At 40.8% G+C, this 22,837-nt stretch carries 20 protein-coding genes and 4 tRNA genes; 7 read left to right on the top strand and 17 right to left on the bottom strand.

The genetic code is table 11. From position 1 onward, the window contains the following. Positions 1 to 8 precede the first annotated feature (8 nt). The 7 genes from phhA to pspA all read right to left on the bottom strand — a co-directional run bounded on the left by phhA (position 9) and on the right by pspA (position 6,228). The gene (gene phhA, locus P20480_RS16385; protein ID WP_008126648.1) at positions 9 to 806 is read right to left on the bottom strand and encodes a phenylalanine 4-monooxygenase; all 798 of its coding nucleotides are present in this window, start codon (positions 804 to 806) and stop codon (positions 9 to 11) included. Between the two features lie 237 nt (positions 807 to 1,043). Further along, on the bottom strand, positions 1,044 to 2,225 hold the full coding sequence (gene megL / locus P20480_RS16390; protein WP_008126646.1) for a methionine gamma-lyase: 1,182 nt from the start codon (positions 2,223 to 2,225) through the stop codon (positions 1,044 to 1,046). Positions 2,226 to 2,365: 140 nt separating this feature from the next. Beyond that, positions 2,366 to 3,394 (bottom strand): TIGR01620 family protein, encoded by a 1,029-nt coding sequence (locus P20480_RS16395; protein WP_008126644.1) that lies wholly within the window; start codon positions 3,392 to 3,394, stop codon positions 2,366 to 2,368. Next, positions 3,391 to 4,815 carry a YcjX family GTP-binding protein gene (locus tag P20480_RS16400; RefSeq protein WP_008126642.1) on the bottom strand — a complete coding sequence of 475 codons (1,425 nt, stop codon included), beginning with the start codon at positions 4,813 to 4,815 and terminating at the stop codon, positions 3,391 to 3,393. The genes P20480_RS16395 and P20480_RS16400 overlap by 4 nt, the downstream gene beginning before the upstream one ends. A gap of 55 nt (positions 4,816 to 4,870) precedes the next feature. Beyond that, positions 4,871 to 5,272 carry an envelope stress response membrane protein PspC gene (gene pspC, locus P20480_RS16405; RefSeq protein WP_006793646.1) on the bottom strand — a complete coding sequence of 134 codons (402 nt, stop codon included), beginning with the start codon at positions 5,270 to 5,272 and terminating at the stop codon, positions 4,871 to 4,873. Then, positions 5,269 to 5,502, bottom strand: coding sequence for an envelope stress response membrane protein PspB (gene pspB, locus P20480_RS16410; RefSeq protein WP_006793647.1), 234 nt, complete (start codon positions 5,500 to 5,502; stop codon positions 5,269 to 5,271). Before pspB ends, pspC begins: the two co-directional genes overlap by 4 nt. Before the next feature lie 66 nt (positions 5,503 to 5,568). Next, a complete protein-coding gene (gene pspA / locus P20480_RS16415; protein ID WP_006793648.1) occupies positions 5,569 to 6,228 on the bottom strand; it encodes a phage shock protein PspA in 660 nt (219 codons plus the stop codon). Positions 6,229 to 6,414: 186 nt separating this feature from the next. Here pspA and pspF point away from each other — a divergent pair, with 186 nt between their 5' ends. The 7 genes from pspF (at position 6,415) to P20480_RS16450 (ending at position 13,326) form a co-directional block, all read left to right on the top strand. Next, positions 6,415 to 7,479 carry a phage shock protein operon transcriptional activator gene (gene pspF / locus P20480_RS16420; RefSeq protein WP_008126638.1) on the top strand — a complete coding sequence of 355 codons (1,065 nt, stop codon included), beginning with the start codon at positions 6,415 to 6,417 and terminating at the stop codon, positions 7,477 to 7,479. Positions 7,480 to 7,494: 15 nt separating this feature from the next. Further along, positions 7,495 to 9,102: an ABC transporter substrate-binding protein gene (locus P20480_RS16425; RefSeq protein WP_008126635.1), complete on the top strand. Its 1,608-nt coding sequence runs from the start codon at positions 7,495 to 7,497 to the stop codon at positions 9,100 to 9,102. Then, the gene (locus P20480_RS16430) at positions 9,102 to 10,136 is read left to right on the top strand and encodes an ABC transporter permease (RefSeq protein WP_008126634.1); all 1,035 of its coding nucleotides are present in this window, start codon (positions 9,102 to 9,104) and stop codon (positions 10,134 to 10,136) included. Before P20480_RS16425 ends, P20480_RS16430 begins: the two co-directional genes overlap by 1 nt. Then, a complete protein-coding gene (locus P20480_RS16435) occupies positions 10,123 to 11,016 on the top strand; it encodes an ABC transporter permease subunit (protein WP_006793652.1) in 894 nt (297 codons plus the stop codon). The genes P20480_RS16430 and P20480_RS16435 overlap by 14 nt, the downstream gene beginning before the upstream one ends. After that, the gene (locus P20480_RS16440) at positions 11,017 to 12,009 is read left to right on the top strand and encodes a peptide ABC transporter ATP-binding protein (protein ID WP_006793653.1); all 993 of its coding nucleotides are present in this window, start codon (positions 11,017 to 11,019) and stop codon (positions 12,007 to 12,009) included. Further along, entirely contained in the window at positions 12,009 to 12,770 is a 762-nt protein-coding gene (locus P20480_RS16445) for an ATP-binding cassette domain-containing protein (protein WP_008126631.1), read from the top strand. The genes P20480_RS16440 and P20480_RS16445 overlap by 1 nt, the downstream gene beginning before the upstream one ends. 73 nt (positions 12,771 to 12,843) lie before the next feature. After that, positions 12,844 to 13,326 (top strand): VOC family protein, encoded by a 483-nt coding sequence (locus P20480_RS16450; protein ID WP_008126630.1) that lies wholly within the window; start codon positions 12,844 to 12,846, stop codon positions 13,324 to 13,326. A gap of 104 nt (positions 13,327 to 13,430) precedes the next feature. On the opposite strand, the gene P20480_RS16455 is transcribed toward P20480_RS16450, so the two are convergent. The 10 genes from P20480_RS16455 to P20480_RS16500 form a co-directional block, all read right to left on the bottom strand. Then, the gene (locus P20480_RS16455; protein WP_008126628.1) at positions 13,431 to 15,332 is read right to left on the bottom strand and encodes a SurA N-terminal domain-containing protein; all 1,902 of its coding nucleotides are present in this window, start codon (positions 15,330 to 15,332) and stop codon (positions 13,431 to 13,433) included. 171 nt (positions 15,333 to 15,503) lie between these two features. Continuing rightward, on the bottom strand, positions 15,504 to 15,800 hold the full coding sequence (locus tag P20480_RS16460) for an HU family DNA-binding protein (protein ID WP_286364811.1): 297 nt from the start codon (positions 15,798 to 15,800) through the stop codon (positions 15,504 to 15,506). A gap of 186 nt (positions 15,801 to 15,986) precedes the next feature. Then, the gene (gene lon, locus P20480_RS16465; RefSeq protein WP_008126626.1) at positions 15,987 to 18,347 is read right to left on the bottom strand and encodes an endopeptidase La; all 2,361 of its coding nucleotides are present in this window, start codon (positions 18,345 to 18,347) and stop codon (positions 15,987 to 15,989) included. A 149-nt stretch (positions 18,348 to 18,496) separates the two neighbouring features. Beyond that, complete coding sequence (gene clpX / locus P20480_RS16470) at positions 18,497 to 19,780, bottom strand: ATP-dependent protease ATP-binding subunit ClpX (RefSeq protein WP_006794855.1); 1,284 nt, start codon at positions 19,778 to 19,780, stop codon at positions 18,497 to 18,499. 133 nt (positions 19,781 to 19,913) lie between these two features. Continuing rightward, positions 19,914 to 20,531, bottom strand: coding sequence for an ATP-dependent Clp endopeptidase proteolytic subunit ClpP (gene clpP / locus P20480_RS16475; RefSeq protein ID WP_008126622.1), 618 nt, complete (start codon positions 20,529 to 20,531; stop codon positions 19,914 to 19,916). Between the two features lie 165 nt (positions 20,532 to 20,696). Continuing rightward, positions 20,697 to 22,001 (bottom strand): trigger factor, encoded by a 1,305-nt coding sequence (gene tig / locus P20480_RS16480; RefSeq protein WP_008126620.1) that lies wholly within the window; start codon positions 21,999 to 22,001, stop codon positions 20,697 to 20,699. Between the two features lie 357 nt (positions 22,002 to 22,358). After that, positions 22,359 to 22,435: transfer RNA gene (locus tag P20480_RS16485), tRNA-Pro, on the bottom strand. A 70-nt stretch (positions 22,436 to 22,505) separates the two neighbouring features. Next, positions 22,506 to 22,582 (bottom strand) — tRNA-Pro (locus P20480_RS16490). Positions 22,583 to 22,595: 13 nt separating this feature from the next. Further along, positions 22,596 to 22,671: transfer RNA gene (locus tag P20480_RS16495), tRNA-His, on the bottom strand. A gap of 23 nt (positions 22,672 to 22,694) precedes the next feature. Further along, positions 22,695 to 22,771, bottom strand: a tRNA-Arg gene (locus P20480_RS16500). Positions 22,772 to 22,837 lie beyond the last annotated feature (66 nt).

Below are 22,837 nucleotides of genomic sequence, written 5' to 3'. Positions count from 1 at the left end.
AATTAAAGTTAACTGGCTAATTTTTCTTTTGGTGGAAATTTTGGGTCATGCAAGCCAAGCTCTTTAGCTTGCTCAACCAAAGTCATAATATCCATTTGCGATATATCAAACAGATCATGAATCGAATTAATGGTGTAGTACTGCGGTTGCATAATATCAATGCGATAAGGCGTTCGCAGTACATCAATTACGCTCATAGGCGTTATTTCTGGTGTATCTGAATACACATACTGCGTTTCACCCGGGCTTGATAAAATTCCGCCACCGTAAATACGCAGGCCGTTTTCGGTTTGCATTAAACCAAACTCAACGGTAAACCAGTACATGCGTGCTAGGTAAACACGATCTTTTTTCTGCGCTGCATACCCTAATTGCCCGTATTTGTGTGTGAACTCGGCAAAATCAGGGTTTGTTAGCATAGCGCAGTGGCCAAATATTTCATGAAAAATATCTGGCTCTTGAAGATAGTCAAACTCTTCACGGCTTCGAATAAACGTGGCAACCGGAAACTGCTTATTTGCTAACAACCTAAAAAACTCATCAAAATCGATAAGTGCAGGCACAGGCGCTACTTGCCAACCGGTGGTGGCAAGAAGTACCTCGTTAAGCTCGCTTAGTTGCGGTATACGGTCGTGTGGAAGATTTATTTTTTTAAGTCCTTCCATATACTCATCGCAGGCCTTGCCCTCTATGCACGCAAGTTGGCGTGCTACAAGCTCAGACCAAATTTTATTTTCTTCATCACTCCAATGTATAACACCATTTTCGTCTGGTGTTTTGGATGTGTATTTACTTGCTTTAGCCATAAGTACCTTCTGGGTTGTGAGCCCTAAATCGGTGTCAGTGTGATACTCAAACCTATTGAATATCGAGTGACCCCATACTATGTAAAAGTGAAGAAAAGTTTAATAGACAAGCTAACATCTGTACTTGGCGCGATTACCTCATTCGTAAAGTTAAAATTACACATGTGACACATTAAAGTTACAACCTCACATTTAAAGGCTTTAAGTGCAGCATTAAGTGTAAACAAATAAATACAGCTAAAAGATTTGAGTAAACGCCTGGTCTAAATCACTAATAATGTCGTTAACATCTTCAAGCCCAACAGAGAGCCTGATCAACCCGTCACTGATACCAGCGGCAGCTCTCTCTTCTGGTGAATAAGGAGAATGGGTCATAGACGCAGGATGCTGAATCAGTGTTTCGGCATCGCCTAGGCTTACAGCAAGTGTACAAAGCTTCATGCTATCAATAAATTGCGCACCTTGTTGTAAAGTGCCTTTTATTTCAAACGCAATCACGCCACCTGCAGCTTTCATTTGATTACCAATAAATTTATTTCCTGGGTGTGATTTAAGCCCGGGGTAATAAACAATATTAACTTTATGATGCGCCTCTAGGTATTCAGCCACTGTTTGTGCACTCTGACAGTGACGCTCCATGCGTATGGCTAAGGTTTTTAATCCGCGATTTATAAGCCATGCATCGTGTGGGCTTATGGTTGCACCAATGTCTTTTAGTACGGTCATTTTTATCAAGGTAATATGCTCAAGCGATCCACACACAAGTCCTGCCACCACATCGCCATGGCCATTTATGTATTTGGTTGCACTGTGCATAATGATATCAATGCCATATTGTTTTGGTGATTGCAGCAATGGCGTTAAAAAGGTGTTGTCTACCACGCTAATTAAGCTGTGCTGTTTAGCAATAGCGCCAATAAGTGCTAAATCAATCACAGCCATTGTTGGGTTTATTGGTGTTTCTACAAATATCATTTTGGAATTAGGTTTAATGGCAGCCCGTAGCTCGTCCTCGCAGGTCATATCAACAAAAGTAACTTCAATTCCCCAACGCGGTAACATGTGTGCAAAAAACGCGAACGTACAACCATATAATGCACTTGATGCTACAAGATGGTCGCCCTGTGATAAAAAGCTCAATACCGATGCCGACACAGCGCCCATGCCTGTAGCCGTTGCCGCAGCGGCTTCGCAGCCCTCTAGCTGTGCTATCTTTTGTTCAAGTTCGGTGGTCGTTGGGTTACCTAAACGGGTGTAAATATAACCAGGTTCATCACCTGCAAAACGTGCGGCACCTTGTGCTGCATTTTCAAAATGAAAGGTTGAGGTTTGATACAAAGGCGACGTAAGTGCGCCATGCGGGTCGTTTGCTTTTTGCGGGCCATGGATACATTGTGTATGAAGATGATGCTTGGTCATTATCTTTGTGCTCATTTTTATTATGTGTTGTTAGTGACATAGATAAAAACGTACCACAGTTTAAATCACAAGCATGCCGGATGCTCAGATGGCTATTTGTGCAAAGTTTACCCATTTACCTGTACACAAATATTTCCATGTTATTGTGTGGGCTCTGTTTTTCCTCGTTTTAAAATTTTACCTGCAATGCTCTGAACGGTCCCTTTCAACAGGCTGCGCTTGTGTTCTAGTTTTGGCAGTGGGCGACTTAACTCCATTGCTTTATAGCCAATTCGCGCTGTAAAAATCCCTGCACTCACACCTTGTGCGGCTCGCCCAGATAGCTTACCAAGCAATTCTGCGCTGAGAGCAGTGGCTGCTAAATCAGAGATAAGCTCTGCACTGCCTACAAACATAACTTGTTTTATAAGCATACGGTAAAGCTTAATGCGGCTTGCGTAACCAAAACCAATGCCATAAATTTTACCTATTTGCTCAATTAACTTAGTACCACGCCAAAGCACAGCCATCATATCCACCAGCGCAAGGGGGCTCAGTGCAACTAATAAAGCTGACTCTGTTGCAAAACGGTTTATAAGCTTTTTAGCTTGCGTGTCTTGCGTTATAAGCAAGCTATTTGCGTAAAGGGTCATTATTTCTTTATCACTGTGATGCAGTGCAACTTGCTTTTTAAAGCTGTCAAAATTATTAAGCTTTTGGTGCTTGTTTAGTTTTTTAAGCCACGGTAATGCGCCGCCTACTTGCTCGCTATTTAAGAGCCTGTCGGCTTCTTGGCGGTGTAACTGATTGCGCTTAAGGCTGCGCAACATTCTATATTCGCGCCATAACATGCGCCCAATAAGAAGCACACCACTTACCACTGCGGTTAAATACACACCGCCTAAAACAATCGACTGTTGAAATGCAAATACTAATGAATAAGCAAATTCAAGTAACACCAGTACTAAAAAGCTTATGGCAAACACACCTTTAAGCGTTTGCCATTTTGACTTTTTATATACCGGCTCTAGGTCTATTTCATCTTCAATAAACTCTTCATCAGGCTCTTCAATGTATTCACTTTGACCCTGAGTAATTATTTTTGCAGGAGCAAGCGTAGGCTCAACCTGCTCATCTGCTTGGGTATCAATTCGCCTACCTGCTTGAAAAGTTTGCTGTGTGTCGCTCATGATAATTTGTCTCCTAATAGATACTGCATCACATGATCAAGGCGAATATGTTTAAGTTGCTTGTCGGGGGTTGGCATAGGCGCAAACGACAAAAACTCAAAACCCTGCGCTGGCCACTCATTTTTATTAAGCATGCGGTTAGGTGGTTGTGGGGGTAAGTAGGTTAGCCAATCTTGCTCGTTAAGTGGCTTGCCGTAAATACACTCTAGTGTTTGGCCTTTATCGGTAACTTGGCGCGGCTGCGTTGCAGTAATTGACGACATAGCCATGGTTTCTATTTGTACGCCATCAAATTTTAAATAGTTAGTTTGCTCATGCACTAGCGAATCAAGTAGAAGTGCTAAGTCTTTGTGGTGCTTGGCACTTATGTGATCTGACTTATTAGCCGCGAAGAGTATTTTATCTATGTTGGGTTTAAATAAACGCTTAAAAAAGCCCGATTCGCCGTAATTAAAGTGAGCGAGTAATTGGTTGATTACGCTACTTTGCTCTTGTAGTGTTTCGTGGCCTTCGTTTAAAGCACTTAATACATCAACTAACACAATTTGGCGGTCAAAATGTTTAAAGTGCTCGTTATAAAAAGGCTTAACCACTTCTTTTACATAGGCATTAAAGCGCTTAATGAGATGCTCTAAATTTGACCCAGCAATAATATCATCGCTATTAACCTGCTTAAAATTAACAGGGAAAAACAATAATAGCGGCGCGCCTTTTAAATCACCAGGCATAAGCATTCGCCCAGGTTGTAACATAGCTAGTTTGGTGTCTTTCTTGAGACCCACAAGCATATGTTGATAAAGTTCAGCAATTTTCGCAAGTACGCTCTCATCCACAGGCGCGTTTAAATCAAGCTGATCAAGCGCATTTAAAAATTCACTAGAGGTGTTCACACGCGGGTGCTGTAATAACAGCGGATATTGTTGCTCGCACCACTGGCTATAGCTTTGCTCAAGCATAGGTAAATCAAGTAGCCATTCACCAGGGTAGTCAATAATATCTAAATACAACGTAGATTGTGGCGAAAAATGCCCACGTAACCCTGAGGCACTTTGGTATTTAATAGCCAAACGCAAGGTGTTAATACGCTCGGTTGATGCAGGCCATGTAGGCATCCCATCACTTGGGAGTAAAGCATTGAGTGCTCGCGGATAGTCAAAAGTTGGGACCTTTAACGCCTCTTGCGGTACAACTTTAGTGGCTATGTGGCGCTGCTCTCGCATTACATCAAAAAAAGGAAGGTTTTTATCGTTAGCCTGTGTAGTTAACTGCTTGACTAGAGCTGTAATAAAGGCGGTTTTACCGCTACCGCTTAACCCAGTTACAGCCAATTTTACATGCTGATCTAAACTACGGTGAAGGGCTTTTTGGGCATTGCCTTTAATACTTTTAAAGGTCTTTTTAGCAAATGAAGTACGACTCATAATGGGCTAGCACTTCATTGATGCTTAATCACCGAACAAAGTGCTATTAAATCCTTTAAAGTTTGTTGATTTCACGGCTTACCGTAAACTCGCTTGAGGTAACATGGCGTTCCATATCCTGAAGGCGTGTATCTACTCGCGCTAAACGCTCTTTTAAATCTTGTAAAGCGCGGCGCGGTGGCTCACCCTTTTGCCATACTTTAAATTTTACCTCTAACGGATCGTCAGCTTTTGTTGAGCTGCTCGCATGTGCAGTCGTTGGCTCTTTTTTGTCTAATATAAACCACGCTGCAATATACGCTACCACAAACAATGGGCCACCTGCTAGCAGTACCGCACTAACAAATATAATGCGAACTAACCATAACTCCATATTAAAGTAGTCACTTAATCCCGCACATACTCCGGCTATTTTACCGCGTTGTGGGTCTCTTAATAATTCGCGTTTGGCATTCATACTTTGCGTCTCCATTGTGGTGACTCTTGGTCTAGCAATGCTTCAAGTGTTTCGACTCTATCAGCCATACGTTCAGCTTTGTGTGCTAGTTCTAATAACTGGCGATGTTCGTGTTCACTTAACCCTTGGCTTACTTGTTTTTTGCTACGGTAGTGTAAAATTAACCACAGTGGCGCAACAAAAATCATAAACAAGATAAATGGTGCAACTAGTATCTCTGGATCAAACATAACCCTCTCCTGACAATCCGTTCAAATTTGTTAAGCAGTGGGGCACATTACATGCCCCTGCGTAAATTACTTATCAGCAAGCTTCTTTTTAAGTTCAGCTAGCTCATCATCAATTTTTTCATTTTTTTGTAAATCAGCAATTTCGTCTGCTAACGTTTGCTTACCTAAATCGTAAGACTCTATTTGAGATTCTAGTCCATCAATTTTAGTTTCGTAACGTTCAAAGCGATTAAGTGCATCTTCTACCTTCGAGCTATCAAGTGCTTTTTTCACTTCTAGGCGCGACTCAGCTGAACGCTGACGAAGAATTATTGCCTTTTGACGTGATTTAGCATCAGCTAACTTTTCTTGTAACGTGGTCACTTCTTGCTGAAGCTTCTCAATATGAGACTCTACATGCTCAAGTTCACCTTCAACAGCCGTCACTGCATCTGCCGACTTTTGCTTTTCGAGCAATGCTGAACGAGCTAAATCTTCGCGGTCTTTACTAAGTGCTAACTCAGCTTTTTCTTGCCAGTCACTTACTTGAACTTTAAGTGTATCTAGGCGGCGAACAATTTCTTTTTTCTCTGCCAGAGTTTTAGCTGACGTAGAGCGAACCTCTACTAGTGTATCTTCCATTTCTTGGATAATCAGACGCACCATTTTCTCTGGGTCTTCTGCTTTATCTAAAATGGCATTGATATTAGAATTAACAATATCTGCAAAACGTGAAAAAATTCCCATAACATTTACCTCTGTAATTAAAACTTAGTTAGTCTGCTTTAACTAGTATCAATATGCTTGCCAACTTTTTAAAAACTAAAATACACTGTATTTTCATTAAGTTAAACTAAATATACAAATTACTTTAGTTATTCATAATTATGAAATACACTAACAGTTAGTAAAAATGACTAAGACTTAGGGAATATGAGCCAATATCGCCAACAAGACAATTTACTGGGCCAATCAGACAGCTTTTTATCTGTTTTGGATCAAGTATCGCAACTAGCTAATCTAGATAAGCCGGTGCTTATTATTGGCGAACGAGGCACAGGTAAAGAGCTTATAGCTGCCCGCCTGCATTTTTTATCTAAACGTTGGGATCAAAACTACGTAAAACTAAATTGTGCTGCATTGAACGAGAACCTGCTCGAAAGTGAATTGTTTGGTCATGAAAGCGGCGCATTTACGGGGGCCAGTAAACGTCACGAAGGCCGTTTTGAACGAGCTAACAGCGGTACACTATTTTTGGATGAATTAGCAAATACATCCGCCATGGTGCAAGAAAAACTCCTACGCGTTATAGAGTATGGTGAGTTTGAACGTGTTGGCGGCAAGCAAACTGTAAAAGTAGATACTCGCCTAGTATGCGCCACCAATGAAGACTTACCACACCTTGCTGAACAAGGTGAGTTTAGAAGTGATTTACTTGATAGATTAGCATTTGATGTAATAACGCTTCCCCCACTGCGTGAACGTCAAGACGATATTATGCTGCTTGCAGAGCAATTTGCGATGAACATGGCACGCGATTTAGAGTGGGAGCTATTCAGCGGGTTTACTCGAAGCGCTACAGAAACGCTTTTATCGTATAACTGGCCTGGTAATATTCGTGAGCTTAAAAATGTGGTTGAACGTAGCTTATATCGCCACGGAAGTGAACATATTCCCGTTCACCAGATTATTTTAGACCCATTCGAAAGTCCATTTAGACCTAAAGCGCGTATTAAAGCACCAATAACCACTCAACATGTTAGTGCTGAGCCTGTTTCTGTTGCAGCGCCTGTAAACGTTTCTGAGCAAAAAGTTGAAGCCAATATTCAATTTCCTTGTAGCTTAAAAGAACGCTCAAATGAATTTGAAATAAATATGATTAACAAAGCGCTTGAGCACAGCCAATTTAATCAAAAGAAAACTGCAGAAGTCCTTGGTTTAACGTATCATCAATTACGTGGGTATCTAAAAAAATACAATTTGTTGGATCAACAATAGTTAGAGGTTATGCGTGTGCATAAATTTTTACTTGCTTTACTAGCAGGCACTTTAGTTGGCTGCTTAGATAGTGAAGAACGCGTTATTGAAGAAAAAAACCAAGGCTTGGTCTATTGCGCCGAGGCAAACCCTGTGTCGTTTAACCCACAAGTGACAACCACAGGCTCAACTATTGATATTATTGCCAATCAGCTTTATGACCGCTTAATAAGTATTGATCCGGTTACTGCTGAGTTTCAGAGCGAACTCGCAACAGATTGGAAAGTAAGTAAAGATGGTAAATCGGTCACCTTTACGCTTCGCAAAGACGTACCATTTCATACCACCGCGTACTTTACACCTAGCCGGACTTTTAACGCCGATGACGTAATTTTTACCTTTAGCCGCTTATTTGATGTGTACAACCCTTATCATTTTGTGGGTGATGCCAGTTACCCTTATTTTCAAAGTGTAGGCGTTGATCAGCTTATTCGTAAAATTGTTCGCGTGTCTGACCACCAAGTTAGATTTGAATTATTTAATGCTGAAAGTAGTTTTTTAGCTAACATGGCCACTGACTTTGCGGTTGTTTTATCGGCCGAGTATGCAATGAAACGTAAAGCTGCAGAGCAAGAAGAATTTTTTGATCAATACCCTGTAGGCACTGGTCCTTATATTTATCGTGAATATCGCCGTGATAATTTAGTCCGCTTTTACCGTAACCCCGATTATTGGAAACACGACGTTGCCCTTGAACAACTCGTTTACGACATTACCCCTAATGGCACAGCCCGAATCGCAAAACTCCTTACTAAAGAGTGCGACTTAGCCGCTCATCCTAGTAGTGCTCAGTTGAGTATTTTAGCTCAGCGTGAAGATATTAATATTGAAAAAGAAACCAACCTCAATGTTGGATACTGGGCTTTTAACACAGAACGCCCACCTTTTGACGACATTCGAGTTCGCAAGGCGCTTGCACATGCAATTGATACAGATAAAATAATGCAAGCGGTATATTACGGTAATGGAACACGTGCCGAATCGATGTTACCACCAACCTCATGGGCTTTTAACGCTCAAACAAGTATGCCATCATTTGACCCTGACCTTGCTAAAAAGCTACTCGCTGAAGCCGGCTTTTCTGATGGGTTTGATATGAATATTTGGGCCATGCCAGTGAGTCGTATTTATAACCCCAATGCACGTAAAATGGCTGAATTAATGCAAAGTGACTTACGCAAAGTAGGTGTTAACGTCAGTATTGTAGAATACGAGTGGAATACGTTTATTCAGCGAATTGGAGAGCACAGACACGATAGCGTGCTCCTCGGCTGGGCAGCAGATACGCCAGACCCCGATAACTTCTTTAGCCCGTTATTAAGCTGCTCAGCAACATTTAGTGGCAAAAACCCAGCCAATTGGTGCAACCCTAAATTTGATCTATTACTGGCGCAAGCACTCGATACGACAGACTTAAATATGCGAAAAAAATACTACGCAGATGTGCAGTCGCTTATCATGGATGAATTACCCTTGTTGCCCATTGCTCATGGGTTACGGTTTCAAGCAAGCAGTGCCGATGTAGACGGCATAGAGCTTGGCCCATTTGGGGCTATTTCGTTAGCCAATGCGAGGAAAAAGTAATGATCCTCGATTATATTTTACGCCGTCTTGGTTTATTACTTTTTATGTTGCTCATGCTCAGCATTTTTACATTTTCGTTGGCGTACTTATTCCCTGGTGATCCATTAAGTAATTTAAGTGGCGTTCCGAGTAATAATTTTTCTCAAAATACGCAATTAGAAGATAAATACTTTTATAACAGTAATTATTTTATGCAATACCTCGCCTTTTTAGGGCGAGTTTTTCAGGGTGATTGGGGATTATCGTTTGCCTCTGGCGACAATGTTTTTTCACATATCCTTGATTTATTACCAGCCACATTAGAGCTTAGTGTGTATGCACTTATTGTGTCTATATTTGTTGGCGTGCCTGCAGGTATTATAGGCTCAGCGTATTACAATCGCTGGCCAGATAAGCTTATTAATTCAACCACTATTGTGGGCTATTCTATGCCTGTATTCTGGTTAGCTTTATTACTAATTATGATTTTTTCGCTCAAATTGGGGTGGTTTCCTATGTCGGGTAGAATGGGGCTTCTTTATGAAATTCCAGCAGCCAGCGGGTTTATGCTCATTGATATCATGCTTGCCGGCTTTCCGTATAAAGGAATGGCATTTGTAGATGCATTACACCACTTAACACTGCCCACAATTGTGCTTGCCACATACCCAACCACCGTGCTTGTAAGATTTACCCGCGAATCAATGTTGAAAATAATGGATCAGAATTTTATTAAAACAGCACGCGCGAAGGGATTAAACAGACGCCAATTAATCATGCATCATGCACTGCGCAATGCGCTTTTACCGGTAATTAAAAAAATTGGCTTGCAATTCAGTACACTAATAACACTTGCTATGATCACCGAAGTTATTTTTTCGTGGCCTGGTATTGGCCGCTGGTTGATAGACAGTATTTACCAGCGCGACTTTCCTGCAATTCAGGGAGGCCTAATGGCTGTATCCTTATTTGTTATTTTAGCCACTATAACAACCGAACTTCTTTATAGTTTATTCGACCCACTCTCACGGAACCAAGCCCATGGCAAAGTTTAAGGTATTTTCTGAAGAGTCGAATAAATCGCCACTGGCGCGATTTTGGCGAAAATTTAAAAACAACCACCCTGCCCTTGTTGGTTTATGGGTGTTTTTGGCATTTGCCTTACTCGCTGCCAGCGCACCATTTTTAGCGCCTTATGGGGTAAACCAGCAGCACAGTGATGCGCTACTTATTCCACCCTCGTGGCGAGAAATGGGCGATGTGCGTTTTATTTTAGGCACTGATGATTTAGGACGCGATGTGTTGTCGCGTTTAATGAACGGCGCAACCTATACATTTGGTTTATCGGTCGTCGCTGCATTATTGACCACCATAATTGGTGTATTAGTCGGCACATTTGCTGGCATTAGTCGAGGTATGCGTTCAAGCTTTTTAAACCACTTACTTGATATCACTCTTTCAATACCGTCTTTATTATTGGCTATTATCATTATTGCAGTATTAGGCCCGGGCTTGATGAATACAGTATGGGCTATTATTTTAGCCTTACTACCGCAGTTTATTCACTCGATTAGAAACCTAATAGTAGAAGAGCTAAGCAAAGATTACATTACGGCGTTTAAGCTCGACGGCGCTTCAAATTGGCATATTATATCGCGCGGTATTTTTCCTAATATTTATGAACACATAGTGGTTATTTTTACTATGGCACTGTCTACGGCCATACTAGATATTTCTGCGTTGGGTTTTTTAAAGTTAGGCGCACAACCCCCAACCACTGAATGGGGTGCCATATTGGCAGAAAACCTTGGCCTAATTTATTTAGCACCTTGGACGGTTGCCTTACCAGGCGTATTATTATTTTTAGCGGTATTATCGACCAATTTAGTAGGCGATGGACTTAGACAAGTGCTAAAAGAGCGCAAGGCCGATTAAATGCAATTATTAGATGTTAGAAATTTAACCATTGAACTGCGCACTTCAGAAACAGTTATAAGAGCAGTTGACAGGGTCAGCTTTAGCTTAAAAGAAGGTGAAGTGCATGCGCTTGTAGGTGAGTCAGGCTCAGGTAAAAGCCTAATCGCAAAAGCAATCGTTGGTGTATTAAACGAACGCTGGAATATAACCGCTGATAGAATTCACTGGCGTGGTGTTGACCTAATGCGCCTCACTCCGGAGCAACGCAGACAAACGGTTAGCAAAGATATTGCAATGATCTATCAAGATCCTAGCCGTTGCCTTGACCCTACAGCGAAAATTTTTAATCAAATTGCTGAAACCTTACCTGAAGTCGCTCGCAAGGGGTTCTTTTTAAAACGAAATCGCGAACGAAAAGACCGCGTTAAAGCACTTATCCATAAAGTTGGTATCAAAAACCATGAAGCGGTACTAGACAGCTACCCTCATGAGCTCTCAGAAGGTGTGTGCCAAAAGGTAATGATTGCAATGGCAATTGCCCGAACACCTAAGCTATTGATTGCTGATGAGCCGACTACAGCACTTGAGAGTACTACCCGTGCGCAAGTGTTTAGGTTATTAAAAAGCCTTAATCAACTCAAGAATATGTCTATTTTAATGATTTCACACGAGCTTGAAGAGATTGCTGATTGGTCTCATGGGATTCATGTTTTATATTGCGGGCAAATGGTTGAAGCAGGTCCAACTCATAAAATATTTAAGCAACCTCGCCATCCATACACACAAGCACTTTTGAAAAGCTTGCCAGATTACGAGCAGGGCTTGGCTCATAAAGAACCGTTTTATGCGCTTAAAGGTACTATTCCTACTTTACAACATTTACCAATTGGTTGCCGACTTGGGCCACGTTGCCCACAAGCACAAAAAGATTGTGTAGTTACACCTGTCCTCACTAAACACAGTGGGCACAGCTACGCTTGTCACTTTCCGCTTATAAAGGAGGTGAAGTAATGCAGCCTACTCTTAAAGTACAAGCGCTATCTAAAACATTTGATGTGCGAGCGGGTTTATTTAAACGCAAAAAATTTGAAGTGCTAAAAAACATTTCTTTTTGTATTGGTAAAGGTGAAACCATTGCCGTAATTGGTGAAACAGGCTCGGGGAAAAGTACGTTAGCTAAGTTACTTGCCGGTGCCGATAACGCAAACACTGGGCAAATATTACTTGAAGGCAATGTAATAGAAGATAACGGTATTCGTGATAACCAATGTCGTCACATTAGAATGATTTTTCAAGACTCAGGGGCGTCGTTAAACCCAGGTTTAACTATTGGCGACATGCTTGATGATTGCTTGCAATACAATACGGACTTTGATGAAGAAGAGCGCTCAGAAAAAATAAATACAACACTCTCTAAAGTTGGATTGCTAGTCGATCACCAACATTACTATCCACATATGTTCAGTGTTGGACAATTACAACGTGTGGCTTTTGCCAGGGCGCTTATTTTAGATCCTAAGGTGATGGTACTCGATGAAGCCGTATCGTCTTTAGACCCATCTATACGAGCCCAAATAGTAAATTTATTACTCAAGTTACAACGTGAAACGGGTTTAACTTATGTCATGATCACCCATCACCTTAGTTTAGTACGCCATATTAGTGATCAAGTCATAGTGCTAGATAAAGGCGAGGTGGTTGAGTATGGTTTAACAGAAAATGTATTTAATAACCCTCAGTCAAAAATAACGCAGCGTCTATTAAGCTGTTAATGCAATTTTTTGTTATGTAAGTGCATTTTAGAAGGTCTTGTTATTAACTTTTACTTTTTAACAAGGCCACTCCATGCTCAAACACACACTACTTAGTATTACTCCCCTACTGATTTTATCAGCCTCTGCTATTGCCGAGCCCTCTAACAAAGTTAAAAACTGGGTTGGCGGAATTGATCATTTAGGTTTAACTGTTTCAGATTTAAATTCATCTAAAGCGTTTTTTAGTGATGTGCTTGGTTTTAAAGTGCTGGGAAATGATCCAACTTATCCTGCGTACTTTTTATCTAATAAAAAAACAACCATTACATTGTGGCGAATTAAGAATAATGAAAAACGTGTAGAGTTTAATCGAGCAAAAAATGTGGGCCTGCACCATTTAGCACTCAGTGTTGAGAGTATTGAAAAGTTAAGCAAGCTGCATAAGCACTTAAAAATGCAAAATAATATTACTATAGAATTTGCACCAGAGAATTTGGGTAAAGGCCCTGCGCAGCACATGATGATAAGAGAGCCTAGCGGTAACCGTATTGAATTTATTGCAAGGCCTATCTAGCGCCCTAAAATGATTAGTATTATGACGCAGTGGTATAAGCACACCCGAATTTAAAGCAATAAAAAAGGCGCTCAGAGGCGCCTTTTTTAATAACCAAAATTAACTTATTCAGCAGCTTGTTCAACTACTGGTAAATTAAGTTCAGCTTTAGCTTTAAGCGACTCTATGAAAACCATATAGTTTTTGTTTGCTTGAGCCATTGTAATGCTTTGTTTAGCTTGTGGGTCAATATCAGCGGTTACTGTAGCATCTGTCACTGAGTTAAGTGCAACAATCGCTGCATCACCGTTATTTAAGTCAACAACATCTATCACTGCAGTGTCTGCTGGGTGAGCCATTTTAAATGCCTGAGTAACAATCGCAGGCGACACAGCAAAACTTTGACGATTTAGTTGTGACTCTTGACGAAGCGTTAAGTCTTGCTCAGTTGCAATATCATTCAAACTTTTACCTGCTTGAATTTCAGCAAACAAACTACGCGCTTTATCTTTGGCAAGCTCAGAGGTCTTGTCATTTACCAAGCGTGTTTTAATCTGTTCACTTACATCACTTAAAGGTTTGGTTGACGCTGGCTGATGCTCGTTAATACGCACGATAACAATGTGCTCATCGCCCAACTCAATAACTTCAGAGTTAACTCTGTCTTCAAGTAAGTCAACAGATGTTAGTGCAGTAATAACAGCCGGTGTATTTAACGGCTCAGGTAAAGCGTTCAATGCTAAAAGAGGGGTTGACTGAACTTCTAGTTCAGCAACTTCTGCTGCATCATCTAAACGATCTGAAATTTCAAACGCGATTGCACCCATTTCGGTTTGCTTATCGTAAAACGCATCAATTTTTTCAGCACGCTCTAATTCAGCACGTAAGTCCGCTTTTACATCATCAAATGGTTTAACTTGTTGTGGCTGAATATCAGTCAGTTTAATGATGTGATAACCGAACTCTGACGCAACCACTTCTGAAAAATCACCTTTCGCTTCAAGTGAAAATGCTGCATCTTCAAATGCAGGATCCATTACATCACGTTCAATCCAATCAATGTCACCGCCCATCTCTGCGCTAACGATATCATCAGATGAAGACTCTGCGAGTTCAGCAAAGTCTGCACCTTGTTGAAGCTCAGCATAAAGCGCATCGACTTTAGCTTTAGCTGCATCATCGTCTTCACTATTATCTATTAATATGTGTGACACACGGCGTTTTTCAGGCTCAACATATTGCGCCTTATTTTGCTCATAAGACGCTTTCACATCTTCTTCAGTCACTGAACCAACAACAATATTTTCAGCTTTCAATTCGACATAGTTCACCGAGATAAGTTCTGGTGATAAAAACTGCGATGCATTTAGATCATAGTAATCTGAAACTTCTTGCTCTGATACTTCGACATTATCTGCAAGTGACTCTTTATTAATTACTAAGTAATCAATGCTACGAGTTTGTTGTTGAAGAGCAATAGCACTTTTAAGCTCGCTTTCAAGCGCAAAGTCTGTGCCTGCAACTGCTGATACTAACTGACTGCGCGTCATATCTTCGCGAAGGTATTCACGAAAAGTATCTGGTTGGAAGTTCATTTGACGAATTACTTGTAAATAACGATCGTTATTAAATTTATCGCCAAGTTGGAAGTAAGGCAATTCTAAAATTGTTTTACGAACTGTATCATCGCTTACGCGAAGGCCTAATTCTGCCGCTAACTGTGATTGCAATTCTTGTTGTACTAAGCGGTCAATTACACCTTGACGAATTTGTGCCATATAATTTGGATCTGCAGCAATTTGTGTAAAGTACTCACCAAATTGTTGCTCTAAACGATTACGTTCGTTTTGGTACGCGCGGTTAAATTCCGTTTGGCTAATTTTAACTCCGTTTACTTCAGCAACAGGTTGTTCCGTGGTTTGACCTAGGTAACTACCGATCCCTGCTAAAGCAAAAGATAAAATCACCGCGCCTAAAATTATTTTGGCTACAGGTCCTTGCGAACCTTCTCTGATTTTCTCAAGCATTTGTTTATCTCTTTTTGATCAAGGCTCAATACCTTGTCACATGTAAAAAAAGCGTATCTTACCAGATACGCTTTTTCACTTGAAGTAACTAGCGGTAAAGTTACTCAATTCAACTGTTAGGCTGATTAAGTAACTTTACTTTCGCCATAACTAATCTGTTTAAACTATTGATTAGTTTACTGCGTCTTTAAGCGCTTTACCGGCTTTGAAAGCTGGAATATTTGCAGCAGCGATTTGAATAGTTTCACCAGTTTGTGGGTTACGGCCAGCTCGTGCAGCACGTTCACGTACTGAGAAAGTACCAAAACCAACAAGTGCAACTGAGTCGCCATCTTTAAGCGCGCCAGATACAGATTCGATGAATGAATCAAGTGCACGACCTGCAGCCGCTTTAGAAATGTCAGCATCAGCTGCGATTTGATCGATTAATTGAGATTTATTCACAATATCATCCTCTTTCATTGTTATTATCAAGAGCGATGGTTTTTTAAACTAACATCACTTTTTTGAAAATTTTAGAGCAAACTTGTAATGCTCACATGATTATATTTTTCTTGAGCCTAGGCCACATAAGGCCTAGGCTTGAAAACCAGTGCTTAACTTATCATACCGTTTAGATTTGAAAAGCCCTAAAAAGCACTTTTTTTACGTTTTTTACTGCTTTTTCTCTGTTTCGACTGAAAAACTCTCAACAGGATGTACCAAAGCAAGTTTTAACACCTCATCAATCCATGTCACTGGGTGAATATCAAGACCTGCCAGTACGTTATCTGGGATCTCTTTTAAGTCACGTTCGTTAATTTTTGGAATAATAACGGTTTTTATTCCACCACGGTGCGCAGCTAGTAACTTCTCTTTTAAGCCACCAATAGGCAGAACTTCACCACGAAGCGTTATTTCGCCAGTCATAGCAACATCAGCTTTAACTGGGTTACCTGTTAAACTCGATACCAGACCAGTCACCATGGCTGCACCAGCACTTGGGCCATCTTTTGGTGTTGCACCTTCAGGAACGTGAACATGAATGTCACGCTTTTCATAAAAATCACTGTTGATGCGAAAAGTATCAGCACGATTACGCACAACGGTCATTGCTGCTTGAATCGACTCTTGCATTACATCGCCAAGTGAACCGGTGTAGGTCAATTTACCTTTTCCTGGCACGGCTGCACATTCGATTGTCAGTAAATCACCACCAACCTCAGTCCATGCAAGACCTGTAACTTGACCAATACGATCACCGTCTTCTGCTTTACCATAGTCAAAACGTTGAACGCCTAAGTACTCTTCTAAATTATCTTGATTAATAGTCACCGTTTTAGTGTCTTTTTCAATCAGAATATTTTTAACAGCTTTACGGCACAACTTAGAAATTTCTCGCTCTAGATTACGGACACCCGCTTCACGTGTGTAATAGCGAATAATGCCGATAATTGCACTATCGTCTATTTCAATCTCGTTGTCTTTTAAGCCGTTGCGCTTTACTTGCTTAGTGATCAGGTGCTCTTTTGCAATATTAAGCTTTTCGTCTTCTGTATATCCTGACAAACGAATAACTTCCATACGGTCTAAAAGAGGACCAGGGATGTTAAAACTATTCGAAGTAGCGACAAACATAACATCCGATAAATCAAAATCTACTTCAAGATAATGATCGGCAAAATGGCTGTTTTGCTCAGGATCCAGTACTTCTAACAATGCTGAAGCTGGGTCGCCACGCATATCTGAAGACATTTTGTCGATTTCATCTAATAAAAATAGTGGGTTTTTGACCCCTACTTTTGTCATGTTTTGAATTAGCTTACCTGGCATAGAACCAATATACGTTCTACGATGGCCTCGGATTTCGGCTTCATCACGAACACCGCCTAACGCCATACGAATATACTTACGGCCAGTAGAACGGGCAATCGACTGACCAAGTGATGTTTTACCGACACCTGGAGGTCCTACAAGGCACAAAATTGGACCTTTAAGCTTGTTAGTACGCTGTTGTACCGCTAGGTACTCTAAAATACGTTCTTTTACTTTATCAAGACCATGGTGTTCGCTGTCTAATATTTTTTGTGCACCAGCCAAATCTTTTTTAACTTTTGAACGTTTTTTCCATGGCACGTTAATTAATGTGTCGATGTAAGAACGTACAACCGTTGCCTCAGCGGACATTGGCGACATCATCTTAAGTTTATTAAGTTCTGTCGTGGCTTTTTCTTGTGCTTCTGATGACATACCCGATTCTTCAATACGCTTTTTGAGCGCTTCAAACTCATCAGGAACATCATCAAGTTCACCAAGCTCTTTTTGAATGGCTTTCATCTGCTCGTTGAGGTAATACTCGCGCTGAGATTTTTCCATCTGCTTTTTAACGCGGGTACGGATCTTCTTCTCAACCTGCAATAAGTCGATTTCACCTTCCATCAGGGCCATTAGGTATTCTAAGCGCTCAGTCACGCTTGAAATTTCTAACACTTTTTGTTTTTCAGGCACTTTTAACGGCATATGCGCAGCCATTGTGTCTGCAAGTCGCGCTGGTTCATCAATACCTGATACCGAAGTGAGCACTTCTGGTGGAATTTTTTTATTGAGCTTTACATAGCCTTCAAATTGGCTAATTGCGCTTCGAATAAATACATCTTGCTCTTGTTCATCAATTAAATCTGATTCAATAAATTGAGCATCGGCAACAAAAAACTCGTCGTTATCAACGAAGTCTTTGATTTCAGCGCGCTGTGTGCCTTCTACCAATACTTTTACTGTTCCGTCAGGGAGTTTTAATAATTGAAGTACAGTTGCAATAGTACCAATGCGATAAATATCATCTTGCTCTGGTTCGTCTACAGTTGCATCTTTTTGTGCAACCAAGAAAATTTGTTTGTCTTTATCCATTGCCGCTTCAAGGCATTTTATTGATTTTTCACGGCCTACAAAAAGCGGGATCACCATGTGTGGATACACCACAACATCGCGCAGTGCTAGCACTGGGATTTCGACTTGGTCGGTTCTCTCAAGCGTCATTATATTTCTCTTCGCACTTCATTTATTTAAAAGATTACTCAAGTATATGGGGATAACCACATTAAAGTTCAACAATTTTCCCCGACTCGTTTAAATTAATTATAAAAAAAGGAGCCCTAGGCTCCTTTTTAATGCAAATAGCTTAAAAACTATTCAGATGCTGCTTTATCTTGATTATTATTTTCATATATCAAGATTGGATCAGACTCACCTTTAATTACCGTTTCGTCAATAACTACTTTGCTGACATCATCCATAGATGGAAGTTCGTACATGGTATCTAGTAAAATACCTTCTACGATAGAGCGAAGACCACGTGCACCGGTTTTACGAACCATCGCTTTGTGAGCGATAGCAGATAAAGCATCATCACGGAACTCAAGCTCTACATCTTCCATACCAAATAACACTGAGAACTGTTTAGTAATCGCGTTTTTAGGCTCACTTAGAATCTGTACGAGTGCAGCTTCATCTAACTCTGTGAGTGTAGCAACTACAGGTAAACGGCCAATAAATTCAGGTATTAAACCGTACTTTACTAAATCTTCAGGCTCTACGTCTTTAAACGTCTCGCTTAAAGAACGCGTTTCTGCAGACTCTTTAACACTAACGCCAAAACCAATGCCAGTATTTTTATGGCTACGTTGCTCAATGACTTTATCAAGCCCTGAAAACGCACCACCACAAATAAACAAGATTTTAGACGTATCTACTTGTAAAAATTCTTGCTGTGGGTGTTTGCGTCCACCTTGAGGAGGCACAGAAGCAATCGTACCCTCAATCAGCTTAAGTAATGCTTGTTGCACACCTTCACCCGACACATCGCGCGTGATTGATGGGTTATCTGATTTGCGAGAAATTTTGTCTATTTCATCAATGTATACAATGCCACGCTGTGCTTTTTCCACATCGTAGTCGCATTTTTGCAATAGTTTTTGGATGATATTTTCTACATCCTCGCCCACGTAACCGGCTTCGGTAAGTGTCGTTGCATCAGCCATTGTAAACGGTACGTCAAGTAAACGAGCCAGCGTCTCTGCTAATAATGTTTTACCACTACCAGTCGGACCTATTAGCAAAATATTACTTTTGCTAAGCTCAATATCTTGCTTGGTTGATTGATTACGAAGACGTTTGTAATGGTTGTAAACAGCAACAGACAATACTTTTTTCGCATGGTCTTGGCCGATAACGTAGTCGTCTAGGTGTTTTCGAATTTCTTTTGGAACAGGTAGTTTATCAGACGAGTCATGCTTAGGAGCAATATCTTTGATCTCTTCCCTGATAATATCGTTACACAACTCTACACATTCATCACAAACGTATACTGAAGGGCCTGCAATTAATTTGCGTACTTCGTGCTGGCTTTTGCCACAAAAAGAGCAGTATAACAATTTATTACTTTTGTCGCCGTCTGTAGGAGTGTCAGACATTCAGCTACCTCATCTTATTACGTTGGCCACCAAGGTTTATGGTGGCTATTTCAATACGCTTAACTATAACAAAATTTATTGTTTTTCGCATAGTAACTAAAAGTGATTAACAGGTCCCCTGCTCACCAAGCGCTTACTTTTTATCGCGATTTGCAAATACTGAGTCAACTAAGCCATACTCTACAGCTTCTGAAGCGCTCATGAAGTTGTCACGATCAGTATCTTTTGAAATCACATCTAACGGCTGACCCGTGTGTTCTGCCATTAAGCGATTTAGCTTATCTTTAATAGATAGTATTTCTTTGGCGTGTATTTCAAAGTCAGACGCCTGACCTTGGAAACCACCTAAAGGTTGGTGGATCATTACACGTGAGTTAGGTAAGCAAAAACGTTTACCTTTAGCACCAGCGGTAAGCAAAAATGCCCCCATGCTCGCTGCTTGTCCTACACAAATAGTACTCACATCAGGTTTGATAAAGTTCATTGTGTCGTAAATTGCCATACCAGCAGTTACTGAGCCACCCGGTGAATTTATGTATAAGAAAATATCTTTATCAGGGTTCTCTGATTCTAAAAATAGCATTTGCGCTAAAATTAGGTTTGCCATGTTGTCTTCAACTTGGCCTGTTAAAAAAATAATACGCTCTTTTAAAAGTCGCGAATAAATATCATACGAGCGCTCACCTTTTGGTGTTTGCTCAACAACCATAGGGACCAATGCATTTAGGGGATCTGTAATACCAGTATTCATACTTATTTAATTCCTTATGCGCTTATACTTATCCTTATTATAAGGAAGCATAGTTATCGTTTTTCGCAAATTAAGAGCCAAAAACTAAAAATGGCCCGGGCACGCTGTTTAAACAGTGTAACACGAGCCATTTAATCGTTAGCGAGAGCTTAAGTCAATGACTTATTAAGCACCTTGCTGCGGATTCATGATGTCATCAAATGCTTTTTCAACGTCTGAAACATTTGCTTTAGCTAAAATAGCTTCAACAGCTTGCTCTTCCATTGCAACATTACGCATTTGTTGCATAAGTTGATCATTTGCTTTGTAGTATTCTACTACTTCAGTTGGATCTTCGTATGCAGAAGCCACTGTTGCAATTAATGCTTCAACTTTAGCATCATCAACTTTAATGTCGTTAGCTTTGATTACTTCGCCTAATAAAAGACCAGTTTTAACGCGTGTTACAGCTTGCTCATGGAACAATTCAGCTGGAAGCTCAGGCATGTTTTTAGCGTCGCCGCCAAAACGTTGAGCTGCTTGCTGACGCAATGCGTCAACTTCTTGATCAACAAGTGCTTTTGGCACTTCAATTTCGTTGTTTTCTAAAAGACCTTTGATTGCTTGGTCTTTAACGTTAGCTTTAACCGCTTGGTCAAGTTCACGCGTCATGTTCTTTTTAACTTCTTCTTTAAGCGCGTCTACGCCGCCTTCGGTAACACCGAATTTAGTTGCAAACTCTTCGCTTAATTCAGGAAGCTCTTGCGCTTCTACTTTTTTCACTGTGATAGTGAATTGAGCTGCTTTACCTTTAAGGTTTTCAGCATGGTAATCTTCAGGGAATGTTACATCTGCAACAACTTCTTCGCCTGCTTTCTTACCAACGATGTTATCTTCAAAACCTGGGATCATACGACCTTGACCAAGCTCTAATGGGAAGTCATCAGCTTTACCGCCTTCAAATACTTCACCGTCGATAGTACCTACGAAATCAACTGTTACACGGTCACTTTCGCCAGCAGCTGTATCAACTTCAGCCCATTCTGCGTGTTGCTTACGAAGAGTTTCTAGCATGTTAGCTAAATCTTCGTCAGTTACTGTTACCGCTGGTTTTTCAACAGCAATTTTGTCTAAACCTTGAACTTCAACTTCAGGGTAAACTTCAAATGTAGCTGAGAATTCTAAATCTTTACCTGCTTCAAGTGATTTAGGAGCGAATGAAGGCGCGCCAGCAGGGTTAATTTTTTCAGCAACGATTGCTTCAATGTAGTTACGTTGCATTACTTCGCCAGCAACTTCTTGACGAACTGCAGCGCCAAAACGCTTGTTAATTACAGATACAGGTACCTTACCAGCACGGAAACCATCTATACGCTGTGTTTTTGACAGTTGTTGTAGGCGTTTTTTTACTTCGGTCTCAACGTTCTCTGCAGGAACGGTGATAGTTATACGGCGCTCAAGGCCTTGGGTCGTCTCAACAGAAACTTGCATGATTTACCTCAATATTCAATTTTGGCGACTGTTCGCCTTCCTTACAAACAAAGTGATCTGCATGAGTCTTGATAAAGTTTAAGCGATTTTTCACACTTAAAAGCATCCGTCGCTACCATGAGATACCATTGCTGCTTTGCCCTTAGGGCACTATGTTAAACAATAGACGCGGCATTATAACCTAATATTTATGATAGTCGAGTATGGGGGGCAATTATTTGGGATAGATTGGGTACTACAGCACCTAACCGAGTAAAAAACAGGCTAACTGTTATTTTCAGTTGTTTAATTGAGTTTTATTTATTGCAATAGGAAAATAGATTTTAAAAAAATACTGAGGAGTTATAAATAAGAAAATGGTCGGCGATGCAGGATTTGAACCTGCGACCCCTTGGACCCAAACCAAGTGCGCTACCAAACTGCGCTAATCGCCGACATTGAAGGCTAAGCTTCTTTTTTCATACTGAACAATTAAACAGAGCGTTTAAAACCACTTTGAGAAAGTGGTCGGCGATGCAGGATTTGAACCTGCGACCCCTTGGACCCAAACCAAGTGCGCTACCAAACTGCGCTAATCGCCGATATTCTTGTAAATGGGGTGACTGATGGGGCTCGAACCCACGACAACCGGAATCACAATCCGGGGCTCTACCAACTGAGCTACAATCACCGCTATATTTACATGTTTTCAAATGGCGCACCCAGAAGGATTCGAACCTTCGACCGACGCCTTAGAAGGGCGTTGCTCTATCCAGCTGAGCTATGGGCGCATCGAAAACTTCATAGTTTACCAATAAGCTATTCGATTATAATTAAATTATAAAAAATGGTCGGCG

It is taken from the genome of Pseudoalteromonas sp. BSi20480 (assembly GCF_000241365.1).
GTDB lineage: Bacteria > Pseudomonadota > Gammaproteobacteria > Enterobacterales > Alteromonadaceae > Pseudoalteromonas > Pseudoalteromonas marina.
The sequence above is the reverse complement of the archived record's forward strand: the minus strand, read 5'-3'. Positions and strand labels throughout refer to the sequence as shown.